The organism is Streptomyces sp. ISL-66 (assembly GCF_018614135.1).
Lineage (GTDB): Bacteria > Actinomycetota > Actinomycetes > Streptomycetales > Streptomycetaceae > Streptomyces.
In genome coordinates this window covers 38,985-54,625 of the sequence record NZ_JAGGOW010000072.1, presented here as the reverse complement: position 1 = coordinate 54,625, position 15,641 = coordinate 38,985, and the positions used below count along the sequence as shown (strand labels likewise).

Sequence of the window (15,641 nt, the reverse complement as noted above, 5' to 3'; positions counted from 1 at the left end):
CAGGGGAGCGAGGGGAAACACAGCATGAGCACAGAAGCGAGCAGGCGTCGCCCGGCGACGATCCACGACGTGGCACGCGAGGCGGGTGTTTCGCGCGGCACCGTCTCCCGTGTCCTCAACGGCGGGCACTACGTCAGCCCCACCGCGAAAGCGGCCGTCGACGCCGCGATCCGCAGAACGGGCTACGTCGTCAACCGGCACGCCCGCTCGCTGATCACCGGCAAGTCCGGCTCCGTGGCCTTCCTGCTGACCGAACCGCAGGAGCGCTTCTTCGAAGACCCGAACTTCAACGTGCTCCTGCGGGCCTGCAGCCAGGCGCTCGCCGCCCAGGACGTGCCCCTGCTGCTGATGATCGCGGGCACCGAGGACGAACGCCGGCGCAACCTCCGCTACATCGAAGCCGGCCACGTGGACGGCGTCCTCCTGATCTCCAGCCACTACGGCGACCCCGTCGTGGCCCGGCTGCACCAGGCGGGCGTCCCGGTCGTCGCCTGCGGCAGGCCGCTCGGCCAGAGCGCCAAGATCGGCTACGTCGCCGCCGACGACCGCGACGGCGCCCGCGACATGGTGCGCCACCTGTACGAGTCGGGCAGGCGCCGGATCGCCACCGTCACCGGCCCGCTCGACACCCCCGGAGGGGTCGAACGCCTCGCGGGCTACCGGGAGACGCTCAGCGAATACGGCCTGCCCGTCGACGACGCGCTGATCGTCACCGGCGACTACAGCCGCGCGAGCGGCGAGGAGGCGGCGCGCCTGCTCCTGGAGCGCGCCCCGGACCTCGACGCCGTCTTCGTGGCCTCGGACCTGATGGCCCAGGGTGTCCTCGACACCCTGGCCCGGGCGGGCCGCCGGGTCCCCGAGGACATCTCCGTGGGAGGGTTCGACGACTCCCCGGCGGCGCTCTCCTCGCGGCCCTCGCTCACGACGATCCGCCAGCCCTGGGACCGGATCAGCACCGAGATGGTGCGGATGCTCCTCGCCCGGATAGCGGGGGAGGAGCCGGCCGCGGTCATCCTGCCCACGGAGCTCATCCGCCGCGAATCGGCGTAGAGCCCCCAAGGACCCGGAGCCGTACGGGGCTTGAGACTCGTACGGCTCCCGGCCCACGACCCGTCAGTTCATCGTCGAACCGATCGTCGTCGAACCGGTCGTCAGGAACGTGGTCGCCGGGAGCGAACCGTCCGACTTCCTGGCGCCGTACGCGCTGGTGGCGTCCTTGCCGAGGAAGGGCGGGGTCGCGATTCCCGAGTCCCAGTTGTTGGCCGCCGAGACGACCGAGGAGCCGCGCTGGGCGAGCCCCGAGCCGTTGTTCACGGCCAGGTTCCGGGCCAGCCGCGCCGCTCCGGTCGCGAAGTAGTAGCCCCACTTCCCGTTGGCGTAGGCGGTCGTACGGTTGATGACGATGGCGCCCCTGTTGCTGTTCTCGGTGAAACCGTTGCCCGCGTTGTCCCAGGCCGCCGAGTTGTTGACGACATGGGCGACGACCTCGCCGTCGCCCCCCAGCTTGTAGCCGTTGCCGTCCCCCGCGAAGGCGGAGTCCGACCACCGGTTCTTGCCGTTTCCGTACGACCAGGTGTGCTCGATCGTCACGGGGCTGGACCAGGACCACAGGTCGATGCCGTCGTCGGAGTTGTTGAAGAGCCGTGCCCCGGTGATCAGGTTGCCGGTGCCCGAACCGAACTTGACGGCGAGTCCGTCGGCGTTCTCACCGTGGTTGGCCGCGTCGTAATGGCCGTAGGAGTCAAGGTTCCTGACGGTGTTGTTGTTCGTGTCGTCGCCGGTGAGCGTGAAGCCGGAGTCCCCGCCGTTGATCGTCCTGATGCCGGACCATTCGGTGCCGGTGCAGGAGGTGCAGACCACGGCGCTGTCGGGGGAGTTCTGGAAGGTGATGCCGGAGACGGTCCAGTAGTCGGCGGTCAGCTTGAAGATCCAGGACCCGGCGGGCAGCTTCGAGCCGTCGATCTTCACCGTCTCGGAACCGTAGGGCTGGAGCCGGATGCGGCTGCTCGCGGTGCCGTTGGCGGTGGACTGGAGGGTGGCGGTCGGGTAGTAGGTGCCGCCGCGGACCTGGATGACCGTGCCGGGCGCGGCGTTCTTGACCGCGCCGGCCAGCTCGGTCGCGGTGGTGACGACGACGGTCGCGGCATGGGCGGGGGAGGCCAGCGCGCCGAGGCCGGCGGTGGTGGCGAGGAGGGACAGGACGATGAGGGTGCTCTGCTTGGTTCCGTGGCGAGACATGACGGGTGGTCCTCTCGTAGGTCAGGAACGGGCGGGCAGGGGACGCCAGTCGGCGAGATAGCGGGCCGGAGTGGCCGACCCGGCCTGCGAGGCGGTGAGTTGAGGGCGGTTCTGCGGGACGTCGCGCTCCGCGCCCGGACCGGTGTTGCGGTACTCCGCGAAGCGCTGGGCCTGCCACGGATGAGCGTCCCGCATGTTCGCGTACGGCGCGGTGGCGTCGATGCCGGGACCCAGGACGCTGTCGCGGACCACGAGGGACGGCCAGGCGGTCGGATCCGAGCCGGGAACCCAGGGCCGGGCCAGCTTGTAGAAGCCGTCCGGTGCCTCGCTGGTCACCCGGCAGCGGAGGGCCAGGAGACCGTACGGGTTGACGCGGGCGGTGGAGGGGGCGAAGACGAAGCCGTACGGGGCGCCCGCCAGATCGGTGCGGAGCACGGTACGGAAGTGGCAGTGTTCGAACACCGCGCGGGCCCTGCCGAAGACGAAGTCGACGTCGCCCTCGATGTAGCAGTGCGCGAAGTACTGGCGGGCGACGGTGTCCAACGCCATCGAGTCGGTGTAGAGGGTGTCCTGATGCCCGAGGAACCGGCAATGGAAGAAGGCGGACCGGTCGCCCTGGACCTTGATCGCGACTGCCTGCGTGCCGGGATTCCCGGGGAGGTCGGTGCGCAGGAAGTCGTTCGCGAAGGTGATCCACTGCGCGGTGAACCCCTCCGCCTGGACGGTCGTGGTCGCCGAACCGGTCGTGCCGTACGTGCCGCCGTCGGGCCGGGCCGTGCCGGCCGCGTTGTCGTACACGACGACGACGTCACGGGGGTTCTCGTTCGCGCCGATCCAGGTCATGGCGGTGCGGGTCGGGCCGACGGCGACGGTCTCCCGGTACGTGCCCGGAGCGAGGACCAGCGTCCAGCCGGGGCCGCCCGCCGCGTTCACCGCGGCCTGGACGCTGGTGTGGTCTCCGAGGCCGCCCGGGTGGACGTATAGGGTGCGCTCGCTGAGCCGGGCGGCGGGCGAACCGAACCGGCCGAACGGGCCGGCCCCCGCGAGGGCGGCCGCGGGACCGGCGGCCAGGGCGAGCGCGAACGCCGCTCCGGCGCCGGCGGTGAGCAGGGAACGGCGGCCGACGACCGCTCGTGGGTGGTGCGAGGGCATGGGGAAGCTCCTTCGCTGCGAACGGGGAAACGGGGGAACGCGGCAACGGGGGATCGGCGGAACCGCGGAACGGGGGGCGGAGAACGGCCGCCGGAAGGTCAGCGCGGGCGGCCCGCGCCCGCGCGGTGGTCGACGAGGCCGGGCACGGCCTGTGGTGCGTCGACCCGCGTGCGCAGGGACGGCGTCCAGCCCGCGTCGGCGCGCAGGACCTCGCCGGGGAACTGGGCGTTGTGGACCGCGAGGAGGTCGACCGGCGCACCGTTGACGAGGTTGCCCGCGGTGGTGACCGGGGCGTCCTTCCACTTCTTGAGGATCTTTCCGGCCTGGACGCCGCCGGTGAGCGTGAAGGCGTTCTTCTCCGCGACGAGCTGGGACTCGATGCCGATGCCCAAGCTGTAGGAGTAGGCCGAACCCGGAACGACGAAGTGGTTGTTGTACGCGTCGACCTTGCCGAAGCGGACCCGCGGCGCCCTCTCGACGACGTTCTCGAAGAGGTTGTGGTGGAGGGTGGTACGCAGCTTGCCGCGATCGGTGGCGCCGGCGCTGTCGCTGTTGCCTATCATCAGCGTCTTGTCGTGGTCGGCGAAGACGTTCCAGGAGACGGTGACCAGGTCGGCGCCGCGCACGATGTCCAGCTCGCCGTCGTGTTGCTGGTAGGGCTCACCGTAGTACGAGGGCAGCGAACTGTCCGGGTGGGCTCCGTCGGTGAACGTGTTGTGGTCGATCCACACGTGGGTGGAGCCGTACACGACCACGCTGTCGTACTCGGAGTTCCACGCCCCCGTCGCCCCGTCGGTCGGGTCCCACTGGGGGAAGCAGTCGAGCGGGCTCTCCACGGTCAGGTTGCGGACGACGACGTTGTCGACGCCCTGGACCTGAAGGCTGCCGCCGGTGATGCCGGCGTTCCGGCCGACGCCGACGATCGTCGTGTTGGCGGGGACGTACGCCTTGATGGCCTTGCCCTGCGCCTTCGCGGAGACGGCGCGCAGATCCTCCTGCTCCCCGCTGACCTCGTTCTCGTAACCCCAGACCGCGGGGTCGTAGGCGGCGAGGTACGCCGCGAAGTCGTACCCGGGTGCCTCGAAGGCCGCGCAGCCGGCGGCCGTGGCGTTCAGTGTTCCCACGACCTTGACGATCCGAGGCTCGGTGCCCGCGACGGCGAGCGCCGCTCGCAAACCCTCCCACGTGGTGACGGTGAAGACGCGGGAGGCGGGGGCCTCGGCGCCGCCCCTGGTTCCCGTGCCGTCCGACGCCCAGCCGTCACCGGCCGGAAGCGCCTGACGGGCGGGGTCGGGCGCGGCCGGGCCGGCGTGCGCGGCGGACGTGGGACCGGTGACGCCCAGGACGAGGGCAGCGGCGCCCACCGCCCATACCCGTGTGTGTCGCATGCTCAGCTCTCCTCGGAATCGGGCCAGGTGATCCATGGGGCGGGGACTTCCTCGTCGATGCGGCGGGTGTCGCCCGGTGCGAGGGCGTGGGTGTGCAGGAGTCCGGCGGCGATCAGCCGGGCCACGGCGATCGCGCCCGGCGGGTTGAAGTGGGTGTTGTCCTGCTCGGTCGCCGTCCAGTTGAAGTACGTCTTCGTGGTCTCGGGGCCGAGCTCCTGCCAGAGCGCCAAGGACTGCTCCTGGACGTCCAGGAGGGCGACGCCCTCCTCCTGGGCCACCTGCCGCATCGCGGCCGGGTACTCCCCGTGGGTGCGAAGGGCGGCGCCGCCCGCGTCGAACCTGCGGCGCTCGACCGGGGTGGCGAGGACCGGCAGGGCACCGCGCTCGCGCGCGCCGTCGACGTACCGGCACAGGTTGTCCTGATAGGTGGTCCAGGGCTCGGTGTAACGGGTGGGGTCGCCGGCCTTCTCGTCGTTGTGGCCGAACTGGATCAGCAGGAGGTCTCCGGGCCGGATCACCTCCAGGATCGCGGTCAGCCGGCCCTCGTCGATGAAGCTCTTGGTGCTGCGGCCGTTGACCGCGTGGTTGGCGACCGTCACGTCCTCGTGCAGGAAGAAGGGCAGTGCCATGCCCCACCCGGTCTCCGGGGCGGCGTCGGCGTACTTCTGCGCGGCCGTGGAGTCGCCAGCGACGTAGAGGGTGCGCATGCGCTTGTTTCCTCGGGGGAGGGCCGCGGCGGGGGTCGCGGCCAGGGCCAGCACGAGCCCCGTCCCGGCGGTGACCGCCCGGCGGCGGGTGAGGGTCACTTCTTCGGCGTCTTCCACTCGGCCTGCGCCGTGTTCAGCTGCTCGGCGAGGCTGTCCAGGAACTCCTTCGGCGTGGACTTGCCGAGCAGGACCTTCTGGAAGGCGGGTTCGTTGTCGGCTTTGGAAATGGTGTTCCAGTCGGGCAGGTAGTACGGCAGCTGCACGATCGTGGCCTTGCCGCTGAAGAGGACCTCGGCGGCGAGCTTGGTCGGCTCGGCCTTCTGGATCCAGGCGTCCTGGGCCGCCTCGGTGTTGGCCGGGATCGCGCCCGCCGACTCGTTCCACTTGCTGTTGGAGGCGTGCGAGGCGGCGAACTCGATGAACTTCCAGGCCGCCGCCTTGTTCTTGCTCGACGAGAACAGGGCGAGACCGTCGACCGGGTTGGAGACCTGCACCCGGGTGCCGTCGTCCGTGGTCGGGTTCGGGATGCCACGGAACTTCTGCGTGCCGAGCGCCTTCACATGGTCTTTGTACGAGCCCAGGTTGTGGCTCAGCATGCCGATCTCGCCGCTGTCCCACTGGGAGACCATCTTGGTGAAGTCGTTGTTGACGTCGGCCGCCGGGGTGTTCTTCTTGAACAGGCCCACGTACTTCTCCAACGCGGCCACGTTCCTGGGGTCGTTGACCGTGGTCCTGTCACCCTCCCAGAAGCTGGTGACCGCGCTTTGGCCGTACATGGCGTCCAGCGCCTGGGCGATGGAGCCCGCGCCGCCGCGGATGGTGTAGCCGAACTTGTTCGCGTCCTTCCGCGTCAGCTTGTCGGCCGCCGCGTAGAAAGCGGACCAGGTGTCGGGCACCTGGAGGCCGGCCGCCTCGAACAGGTCCGTGCGGTAGTAGAGGACACCGTTGCTGGCGGAGGTGGGAACGCTGAAGAGCTTGCCCCTGCCCCCCGCGGACTTCACGCTCTCCAGCATCCCCGCGTTGAGCTTGCCCTTGAGCGCGCCGCCGTCGACCCGGGAGTCGAGCGGCTCCAAGGCGTTCTGCGCGGTGATCCCGGCGAGCATCGCCGCTCCGACGCCGCCCACATCCGGTAGGCCTCCTCCCTGGATGGCCGTGTCGTACTTGGACTGCACCTCGGTCGAGGCCACCCCGACGTAGTTCACCTTGATCTCGGGGTTCTCCTTCTCGAAGTCCCCGATGATCGCTTTCCAGACGTCGGTGCGGACACCGCCGTTGTTGTCCCAGAAAGTGATCTCTCCCTTGCCTGAACCCTCGCCGCCCTTGTCGCCCGCAGCGCCGCTGCCGTCGTCACCGCAGGCGGTGGCGGTCAGGGCGAGCACGGTGGTCAGGGCGAGGGCGCAGACAGCTCTGCGCCGCCCTTCACGGAAGCTGGTCATCATCGGCTCTCTTCTCTCAGTGGGAAGTGCGTTCAGAGGTGATGCGGAAGCGGGTGAACACGGCCGTCCCGCCCGGGCCGGCGCCCGGCGGGACCGCGGCGAACAGGCCGAGCAGCGCGCCGACCCACCTCCAGGGGGTGGCGGCGAAGACCTCGCCGCAGGGCGTGAAGCCGCCGCCCGTGTCGAACGAGAACCGGCAGCGCGCGTCCGCGGTGAGCTCGATCCGCAGCCGCGCGCGGCCCCCGGGCGCCGGCCGGGACCGTGCCGCGTCCCGCTCCCGCTCGGCGTTGGCCGGAGCGAACCGGTGCGTCAGCCGGACCGTGCCGTCCGCGTCGCGCCGCAGCCCGATCCAGGCGTAGGCCTCGCCGAGCACCACGAGTCCCGCACGGGCGTCCGGCGCCCGGCTGTCGAGCCGCAGGTCGACCTCGACGGTGCAGGCACGGGCCGGCATCCGCTGGGTGAGCAGGTGCGGCAGTGCCCGCAGGTCCGCGATCCGCTCCGTGCGCACGCAGTTCAGCCACAGCCCGTCACCGGAGTGAGGGGTGGTCCAGCCGTCCACCGGGTTGGCGGTCCACTGCCACTGGACTGCGAACCGCCCACCGGGGAAGGCGTCGTCAGCGGCCGGTGACGACGCCTGCTGCCGCGGCAGTGCGGGCTTGGCGTGGACGCGGACAGGGGTGCCCCTCTCGCCGAGCACCGGCCACCCGTCGGCGCCCCAGCGCATCGGCTGGAGATGGACGAGCCGCCCGTGCGCCCCGCGCTGCTGGAAATGCAGGAACCAGTCCTCGCCGTTCTGGGTACGGACCCAGCCGCCCTGGTGCGGGCCGTTGACGTCCGTGTCCCCCTGCTGCAGGACGACCCTTTCCTCGTACGGGCCGAAGAAGGAACGGGACCGGAAGGCACCCTGCCAGCCGGTGGCGACGCCGCCGGCCGGGGCGAGGATCCAGAACCACCCGTCGTGGAGGTAGAGCTTGGGCCCCTCCAGGGTGAACCAGCCGGGGATCCGGTCGGCGTCGACGATCACCGTTCCCCCGTCGAGGAGCCGCTCGCCGTCCGGGCTCATCCGGTGGCCGGTCAGCCGGTTGTTGATACCCGAGCGGGACTTCGCCCAGGCGTGCACGAGGTACGCCTCGCCCGTCTCCGCGTCCCACAGCGGGCAGGGGTCGATGAGGCCCCGGCCCGCCTTCACCAGGTGCGGAGTACTCCAAGGGCCGTGTATGGACGGCGCGTTGACCTGCCAGATGCCGTGGTCGGGATCACCCCAGAAGAGCCGGAACCGGCCGTCGTGATGGCGCAGGGAAGGTGCCCACACACCCCCGTCGTGCCGGGGTGAGGCGTACGCGGCCTCCGGGCGCAGCCGGTCCAGCGCGTGCCCGATGACCGTCCAGTTGACGAGGTCGCGGGAGTGCAGCAGGGGAAGCGCCGGCGCACGGCCGAAACTGGACGCGGTGAGGTAGTAGTCCTCGCCGACCCGCAGCACGTCGGGATCGGACCAGTCGGCGGCCAGGACGGGATTGCGGTAGGTCCCGTCGCCGAGGTCCCCCGTGTGCGAGGGGTGCGGCGCGGTGCGGCTCATGGCGAGACCGCCTTGCGCACCAGCGCCGCGGCCTCGGCCCGCCCCAGACGTCCGTCGGCCACGACGGTGACCACCCGCCGCACCACGGTCTCTCCGGCCGCGAGGACCAGGCGCCGGTCATGGGCGAGGGAGGAGCCCACGCCCGGATAGTCGGCGGCGCGCACGAACCACGGATCGCACCGCGTCCGCCCGGTCGCGCCGGCGAAGACCAGGCTCCAGCCCTCGCCGGCCAGCGCGACCCAGTCGGCGCGGGAGCCGTGCACGGCCACCTCGCCGTCCGCGTCCGCACTGAAGACGACCGGCGCGGCCGCTTCCTTGGGCGCGCGCCAGAAGAAGCCGCCGTAGGCCGCGCCCGGTCGTCCGTTGGTGGCGGGGCTGCCGATGGACAGGGCCCGGCCCGACACCTCGGTGAGGGAGAAGGTGAAGTCCAGGGCCCAGGCCGAGTCGCTCAATGCCGCCGTGGTCACGCTCCGGCGTTCGCGCAGGAGCACCCGGCCCCCGGCCGTCCAGCTCAGCTCCTCCACGAACCCGTCCGGGGTGCGGAGCGTGAAGCCCTCGTGCCGCTGCGCGCCGTGGTTGTCGAGCGCGGTCGGCCCCCGGTCGCGGACGAAGGTGCGCCCGCCCCAGAAGTTGTGGCCCGCCACATCGGGCACGGCCACGCTCACACCGAGGTGGTGCGGGTGGTCCCCGGGCATCAGCTCGGTGACACGGACCCCTTCCAGGGTGGTGACGGGATGCAGGTAGGGGCGGGGGGAGTGGTCCGGTGCCAGGTCGGGGCCGGCCGTGTAGCGGGCCACCGGGCGGCCGGCGCAGCGCAGGACGAACGCCGCGTTCACCGGGTCCGCGCCCTGGTCGGCAGCGTCCAGGGGGCGCCCAGTTCGGAGTAGAGGCTGAGGGTTTGGGCACTCGTGTCGACGAGTGCGTCGATCCCGTCGACGACCCGGCGCGGCGCGGCGCCGCCCGGCTCGGTGTGCCAGAACGCGTCCGGCAGCGCCACGGGATCGGGTGCCAGCCGGACCGCCTCCACGACCCGCATGAAGGCGCCGGTCTCCTCGGGCGGTACGCACAGTGCCTCGCCGTCGGTCACATGGCGGATGAGGTTCTCCAGGAGATCGGTCCGGCCGTGGACGACCTCCCGCGGACCGTGACCGGCCCGCTGGAGCAGCACCCGGTCCTGTCGGTACCAGAGGGTGATGCGCCCCCGGCTGCCGTGGACCACCACGTACGGCTCGGAGTCCGTCTCGGCGCACAGGGTCGCCGCGACGGTGAGCCGGCTGCCCGTCGTGGTCACGATCCGGACGCAGGAGGTGTCGTCGGACTCGATGGCGTTGGCGCGCACGAGCTCCACCTCGATGGATGCGAGGTCCTCGGCCCGCGTGCTGCCGGCGAGGGCCAGGGTGGTGGCGACCGCGTGGGCCAGCGGATTGGTCAGGGCCCCGTCGACGACGTCGACGCCGTTCAGGCGCCGGTGGCCGGCCCAGGGCGCGCGCCGGAAGTACGCCTCGTCACGGACCCACGCACCGGCCGCGCCGACGCCGAGGAGCTCGCCGATCCCGCCCTCCTCGATGAGCCGCCTGATGGCTGTGACGGCATGGGAGCCGAGGGACTGGAAGCCGATCTGGCAGGCCACTCCGGCCGCCGCCACTCCCTGCGCCATCCGGCGGAACTCCGCGTACGACGGCGCCGGAGGCTTCTCCAGGAGGATGTGCGCGCCGTGGCGGGCGGCGGCCAGGGCCAGCTCGGTGTGGGTCTGGATCGGCGTGCACAGCACGGCGATCCGGGCCCCGGTGGAGGCCATCAGCGCGTCGAAGTCCGAGGACTGCTCCGGGGCGGCGAACCCGTCCAGCTCGTCGGCGTCCAGCGGCCGCAGCTCGCAGACGCCGGCGAGGCGGACCAGGCCGAGCTCTTCGAGCCGGCGGATGTTCCGCAGGTGCGAGCGGCCGTGGCCGCGTGCGCCCGCCAGGACCACGGGCAGGGGGGTGCGTAGGGTGCCGGAGGTGTTGCTCATCCCTTCACCGCCCCCGCGCTGAAGCCGGTGACCAGCCACTTCTGGATGAACCCGAACACGATCACGATAGGCAGCGCCGCGATCACGCCGCCTGCGGCGAGGGCGCCCAGGTCGACGCTGTCGGCGCCCATGAGGGTGTTGAGGCCGACCGGGATGGTCTGCTTGTCCTGGCTGCTGAGGAACATGAGCGCGAAGAGGAAGTGGTTCCAGGCGTGGACGAAGGCGAAGGAGCCGACGGCGACCAGACCGGGCCGCAGCAGCGGCAGCACGACGATGCGGAACGCGGCGAAGCGGTTGCAGCCGTCCACCCAGGCCGCCTCCTCCAGGGAGTACGGCACGTTCTTGATGAAGCCGCTGATGAGGATCATGGACAAGGGGAGCTGGAAGACCGTCTCCGCGATGATGACGCTGCCCAGGGAGTTGATCATCCGCAGACTGGCGAAGGTCTGGAACAGCGGTACGAGCAGCAGCGCGCCCGGGACGAACTGGGAGCACAGCAGGGCCAGCATGAAGCCCTTCTTGATCCGGAAGTCGAAGCGGGCCAGCGCGTAGCCGCCGGTGAGCGCGATCAGCGTGGTCATCACCAGGGTCGCGAGACCGATGAGCAGGCTGTTCTGGAAGAAGACGGCGAAGCTGCGCTCGGTCCACACCTTCTCGAAGTGCTCGGTGGTCACGGGCCACGGCACCAGTGAGGTGGAGCCCGCCGGTCGCACGGCGAAGAGGAGGATCCAGTAGAAGGGGATCAGGGTGAAGAGGAGATAGATGCCGAGCGGCAGGTAGATCTGCCACCGGGGGACCTCGTCCCAGGCACGTCGCCGTTTCATTTGCTCTGGCCTCCGAACTTGCTCAGGCGCAGGTAGACCATCGAGCAGAAGAGAAGGATCACGAACGCCACCGTCGTGAGCGCGGAGGCGTATCCGAAGTTGTGTGCGTCGACACTGGTGTTGGCGATGTAGAGGGGAAGCGTGGTCGTCTCGCCCGCGGGGCCGCCGCCGGTGAGGGTGTAGAGGAGGTCCACGTTGTTGAACTCCCACACCGCCCTCAGCAGGGTGGACAGGATGATCGCGTCCCTGAGGTGCGGCAGCGTGATGTGGAGGAACTGCCGCAGCCGGCCGGCCCCGTCGACCTCGGCGGCCTCGTACAGGTCCTTCGGTACGGACTGGAGGTCGGCGAGGATGAGGATCGCGAAGAAGGGGACACCGCGCCACAGATCGGCGACGACCACCGCGGAGAAGACCGTGGAGGTGTCGGACAGCCAGGACGTGCCGTACTCGCCGATTCCCATGTCCGCGAGGTAACGGGTCATTCCTGTCTGGGAGTTGTAGAGCAGCACCCAGATGGCTGACGTCAGTACTCCGGAGACGGCCCACGGGGAGAACACCAGCGCTCGGCCGAGGGCGCGGCCCGCGAACGTCTGGTTGACGATCAGCGCGAGGGCCAGGCCGAACAGGAGCTGCAGACTGACCTCGACGGCGACCCACTTCGCGCTGAAGGTCAGCGTGCCCCAGAAGTTCGGGTCGTCCGTGAAGATGCGCACGAAGTTGTCGAAGCCGGCGAATCCGCCCCGCCAGGGCTTGGTGGGGTTGTAATCCTGAAGGCTGTAGTAGAAGACGCTGAGCACGGGATAGGCGATGAAGCCCAGCATCAGCAGTGCGGCGGGGGCGATCAGCAGGTACGGCAGTCGGCGGGGGTCGGCTCCCGCGCGGCGGCGACCGTGTACCCGGGGGGCCCGGGACGCCCGGGAGGGCTGGGGGGCTTTCGGGGCCCGAGGGGGTCGGGTCACAGCTGAGGCCATGACGGTGGCTCCGTTCTCGGTGTTTCGGACAGGCGGATGCGCCGGTCGCGCGAAGAGAATCAGCCCGCGTAGGGATCGGGAGTCGCCCCCGGCCGGGCCAGGAACTCGAAGTCGCATCCCGTGTCGGCCTGGGTGATCTGCTCGTTGTAGAGCGCCCCGTAGCCGCGCTCGTAGCGGACCGGCGGCGGGGTCCACGCCTCCCACCGACGCGCCAACTCGTCGTCGGACACGTGTAGATGGAGCCGGCGTGCCGCGACGTCGAGGGTGATCGTGTCGCCCGTGCGGACGAGGGCGAGCGGCCCGCCCACGTACGACTCGGGCGCGACGTGGAGCACGCACGTGCCGTAACTCGTGCCGCTCATCCGGGCATCGGAGATCCGGACCATGTCCCGTACGCCCTGCTCCAGCAGGTGCTTGGGGATCGGCAGCATCCCGTACTCCGGCATCCCGGGGCCGCCCTTCGGTCCGGCGCCCCGCAGTACGAGCACATGGTCCGCGGTGATCCCGAGCTCCGGGTCGTCGATGGTGCGCTGCATCGTGCGGTAGTCGTCGAAGACCACCGCCGGACCGGTGTGCTTCAGCAGGTGCGGCTCGGCGGCGATGTGCTTGATGACCGCGCCGTCCGGGCAGAGGTTCCCGCGCAGTACCGCGACCCCGCCCTCGGGTGCGAGGGGCCGTTCACGGCCCCGGATCACCTCGTCGTTGTGCACGCGAGCGCCGTCGAGCTGCTCCCGCAGCGTGTCGTGGGAGACGGTAGGCCGGTCGAGATGCAGCACGTCGGTGAGGCGGGAGAGGAATCCCGGCATGCCGCCGGCGAAATGGAAGTCCTCCATGAGGAAGCGCCCACCGGGCCGGAGATCGGCCAGCACCGGCACGGTCCGCGCGATGCGGTCGAAGTCGTCCAGAGTGAGCGTCACCCCCGAACGGCCCGCCATCGCGATCAGATGGATGACCGCGTTCGTCGACCCGCCGAGCGCCAGGACGGCGGCGACCGCGTCCTCGTACGCCTCCCTGGTCAGGATGCGCGACAGCCGCAGGTCCTGCCGTACGAGCTCCACGATCCGCAGGCCGGAGGCGGCCGCCATCCGGTCGTGGCCCGAGTCGACCGCCGGGATCGAGGAGGCGCCCGGCACGGTGACGCCGAGGGTCTCGGCGGCGGCGGTGAGCGTGGACGCCGTGCCCATCGTCATGCAGTGGCCTGGGGAGCGGGCGAGCCCGCTCTCCAGCTCGGCCATTTCGCAGTCCCCGATCAGGCCCGCCCGCTTGTCGTCCCAGTACTTCCACATGTCGGTGCCGGAACCGAGGATCTCGCCCCGCCAGTGGCCCGGCAGCATCGGCCCGGCCGGTACGAAGACGGTCGGCAGGTCCACCGAGGCCGCGCCCATCAGCAGCGCCGGGGTCGACTTGTCGCAGCCGCCGAGGAGGACCGCGCCGTCGACCGGGTAGGAGCGCAGCAGTTCCTCCGTCTCCATCGCGAGGAGGTTGCGGTAGAGCATCGGCGTCGGTTTTTGAAAGGTCTCGGACAGGGTGGCGACCGGGAATTCGAGCGGGAAGCCACCGGCTTGCCAGACGCCCCGCTTCACGGCTTGCGCGCGGTCCCGGAGATGGACGTGGCAGGGATTGATGTCGGACCAGGTGTTGAGGATCGCCACCACCGGCTTGCCCATGTGCTCCTCGGGGAGGTAGCCGAGCTGGCGCGTGCGGGCGCGGTGGCTGAACGAACGCAGCCCGTCCGTGCCGTACCACTGGTGGCTGCGCAGTTGGTCGGGTCGCACGCTCATGACCGCCATCCGGCGGCTATCGCGGCGACTTCGGCGCGCGCGGACACGGGCAGCTCGCGGCTGGGCGGGCGGATGTCGCGCCGGCACAGACCGAGTGAGGCGAGGGCCTCCTTGACGACGGTGACGTTGTCGGCGCTGCCGTCGGCGGCCCGCAGTTCCTCGAAGCGGCGGATCCGCTCCCACACCTTCATGGCGGCCGGGTAGTCGCCGGCCCGCAGGGCGGACAGCATCTCCAGGGAGAGCGGGGGGCAGACGTTGACGAGGCCGGAGGTGAACCCCGTCGCACCCGCCGCGAAGTAGGAAGGGGCGTACGGCTCGGCGAGCCCCGCCACCCAGGTGAAGCGGTCGAGCCCCGCGTCACGGGCGAAGCCGGCGAACCGGGCCGCGTCCGGGACGGCGTACTTCACGCCGATCACGTTCGGGCAGGCCTCGCCCAGCTCCGCGAGCCGCACTCCGCTCAGTTGCGGGTTGCGGATGTAGGGGACGATGCCGAGTTCGGGCACGGCCTCGGCGATGGCCCGGTGGTAATCGACCCAGCCGTCCTGCGAGACGTACGGGTGCACCGGCTGATGCACCATCAGCATCTGTGCGCCGCAACCGCGTGCGTGCCGGGCGGTCGCGATCGCCGTCGGTACGTCGTGGCCCACGCCGACCAGGACGGTGGCGCGGCCGCCCGCCTCCTCGACGGTCAACTCGGTGACCAGGAACCGCTCTTCGGGCGTAAGGGCGTAGAACTCGCCGGTGTTCCCGTTCGGAGTGAGCGTGCGCACTCCGCCGTCGATCAGGCGGCGGAGCAGGGTGCGGTGCGCGTCGGTGTCGAGATCTCCCGCCGCGGTGAAGGGCGTGACGGGGATGGCCACGACATCGGCGAGCGCCGTCTTCAGGGTCTCGAACGTCATGGTCACTCGCTGTCCTGGGGGAAGGCGCGCTGGACGAAGGAGGAGATGTGCTCGTGCACGGCCCGGCCCGCCTCGTCCGCGTCACCGGCGGCCGCGAGCCGCAGGATCTCCTCGTGTTCGGCGGCCTCGCGCTCCCAGGAGGGGATGGCCGCCCAGGCGACGGTGGAGACCAGGGCGGCCTGGTCGCGGACCTCGTCGAGCATCCGGCCGAGCAGCGGGTTGCCGCAGGGCAGGTAGAGGGCGCGGTGGAACTCGCGGTTGGCCAGGGAGCGTTCGGCGGGGTCCTCGGCTCCGGCGGCCCGCCGCAGCGCTTCGCGCGCCGCGTCGAGCGGGGCGCGCGCGGCTACCGTGCGGCGGACCGCCTCGGGCTCCAGGAGCAGCCGTACGTCGTACACCTCACGGGCCATGTCGGCGTCCACCATGCGCACGGTGACGCCCTTGTACTGGCTCATCACCACGAGCCCGCTGCCGGCAAGGGTCTTGAGCGCCTCGCGGACCGGGGTCTTGGACACCCCGAAGTGGGCGGCGAGTTCGGTTTCGACCAAGGCCTGTCCGGGGCTCAGGACTCCGGTGAGTATGTCGTGCTTGATCGCCTCCAGCACGTACTGGGTGCGGGACGGAATGGGGCTCGGGGCGAAGGCCATGACGCTCTCTCAGATCT

At 70.9% G+C, this 15,641-nt stretch carries 14 protein-coding genes; 1 reads left to right on the top strand and 13 read right to left on the bottom strand.

The window, feature by feature from the left end:
- Nucleotides 1-24 precede the first annotated feature (24 nt).
- Nucleotides 25-1,050, top strand: coding sequence for a LacI family DNA-binding transcriptional regulator (locus J7E97_RS15065; RefSeq protein WP_215027229.1), 1,026 nt, complete (start codon nucleotides 25-27; stop codon nucleotides 1,048-1,050).
- Nucleotides 1,051-1,113: 63 nt separating this feature from the next.
- Here the strand turns inward: J7E97_RS15065 and J7E97_RS15060 are convergent, their stop codons facing one another.
- From J7E97_RS15060 to J7E97_RS15000, 13 genes are all read right to left on the bottom strand, one after another.
- On the bottom strand, nucleotides 1,114-2,238 hold the full coding sequence (locus J7E97_RS15060) for a right-handed parallel beta-helix repeat-containing protein (RefSeq protein WP_215027226.1): 1,125 nt from the start codon (nucleotides 2,236-2,238) through the stop codon (nucleotides 1,114-1,116).
- Nucleotides 2,239-2,259: 21 nt separating this feature from the next.
- On the bottom strand, nucleotides 2,260-3,390 hold the full coding sequence (locus J7E97_RS15055; protein WP_215027222.1) for a pectinesterase family protein: 1,131 nt from the start codon (nucleotides 3,388-3,390) through the stop codon (nucleotides 2,260-2,262).
- A 98-nt stretch (nucleotides 3,391-3,488) separates the two neighbouring features.
- On the bottom strand, nucleotides 3,489-4,778 hold the full coding sequence (locus J7E97_RS15050) for a polysaccharide lyase family 1 protein (RefSeq protein ID WP_215027220.1): 1,290 nt from the start codon (nucleotides 4,776-4,778) through the stop codon (nucleotides 3,489-3,491).
- 2 nt (nucleotides 4,779-4,780) lie between these two features.
- On the bottom strand, nucleotides 4,781-5,584 hold the full coding sequence (locus tag J7E97_RS15045) for a rhamnogalacturonan acetylesterase (RefSeq protein WP_215027217.1): 804 nt from the start codon (nucleotides 5,582-5,584) through the stop codon (nucleotides 4,781-4,783).
- The gene (locus J7E97_RS15040) at nucleotides 5,581-6,921 is read right to left on the bottom strand and encodes a sugar ABC transporter substrate-binding protein (protein WP_374224158.1); all 1,341 of its coding nucleotides are present in this window, start codon (nucleotides 6,919-6,921) and stop codon (nucleotides 5,581-5,583) included. Before J7E97_RS15040 ends, J7E97_RS15045 begins: the two co-directional genes overlap by 4 nt.
- Nucleotides 6,922-6,937: 16 nt before the next feature.
- Complete coding sequence (locus J7E97_RS15035; protein ID WP_215027211.1) at nucleotides 6,938-8,497, bottom strand: glycoside hydrolase 43 family protein; 1,560 nt, start codon at nucleotides 8,495-8,497, stop codon at nucleotides 6,938-6,940.
- Nucleotides 8,494-9,333 carry a PmoA family protein gene (locus J7E97_RS15030; protein ID WP_215027208.1) on the bottom strand — a complete coding sequence of 280 codons (840 nt, stop codon included), beginning with the start codon at nucleotides 9,331-9,333 and terminating at the stop codon, nucleotides 8,494-8,496. Before J7E97_RS15030 ends, J7E97_RS15035 begins: the two co-directional genes overlap by 4 nt.
- Nucleotides 9,330-10,505, bottom strand: coding sequence for a Gfo/Idh/MocA family protein (locus J7E97_RS15025; RefSeq protein ID WP_215027206.1), 1,176 nt, complete (start codon nucleotides 10,503-10,505; stop codon nucleotides 9,330-9,332). The genes J7E97_RS15030 and J7E97_RS15025 overlap by 4 nt, the downstream gene beginning before the upstream one ends.
- The gene (locus J7E97_RS15020; protein WP_215027203.1) at nucleotides 10,502-11,329 is read right to left on the bottom strand and encodes a carbohydrate ABC transporter permease; all 828 of its coding nucleotides are present in this window, start codon (nucleotides 11,327-11,329) and stop codon (nucleotides 10,502-10,504) included. Before J7E97_RS15020 ends, J7E97_RS15025 begins: the two co-directional genes overlap by 4 nt.
- On the bottom strand, nucleotides 11,326-12,300 hold the full coding sequence (locus J7E97_RS15015) for a carbohydrate ABC transporter permease (protein WP_215027200.1): 975 nt from the start codon (nucleotides 12,298-12,300) through the stop codon (nucleotides 11,326-11,328). The genes J7E97_RS15020 and J7E97_RS15015 overlap by 4 nt, the downstream gene beginning before the upstream one ends.
- Nucleotides 12,301-12,359: 59 nt before the next feature.
- Nucleotides 12,360-14,081, bottom strand: a complete 1,722-nt coding sequence (gene araD / locus J7E97_RS15010) for an L-arabinonate dehydratase (RefSeq protein ID WP_215027197.1) — start codon at nucleotides 14,079-14,081, stop codon at nucleotides 12,360-12,362.
- The gene (locus tag J7E97_RS15005) at nucleotides 14,078-14,986 is read right to left on the bottom strand and encodes a dihydrodipicolinate synthase family protein (RefSeq protein ID WP_215027194.1); all 909 of its coding nucleotides are present in this window, start codon (nucleotides 14,984-14,986) and stop codon (nucleotides 14,078-14,080) included. Before J7E97_RS15005 ends, araD begins: the two co-directional genes overlap by 4 nt.
- On the bottom strand, nucleotides 14,983-15,624 hold the full coding sequence (locus J7E97_RS15000) for a GntR family transcriptional regulator (RefSeq protein ID WP_215027192.1): 642 nt from the start codon (nucleotides 15,622-15,624) through the stop codon (nucleotides 14,983-14,985). The genes J7E97_RS15005 and J7E97_RS15000 overlap by 4 nt, the downstream gene beginning before the upstream one ends.
- Nucleotides 15,625-15,641 lie beyond the last annotated feature (17 nt).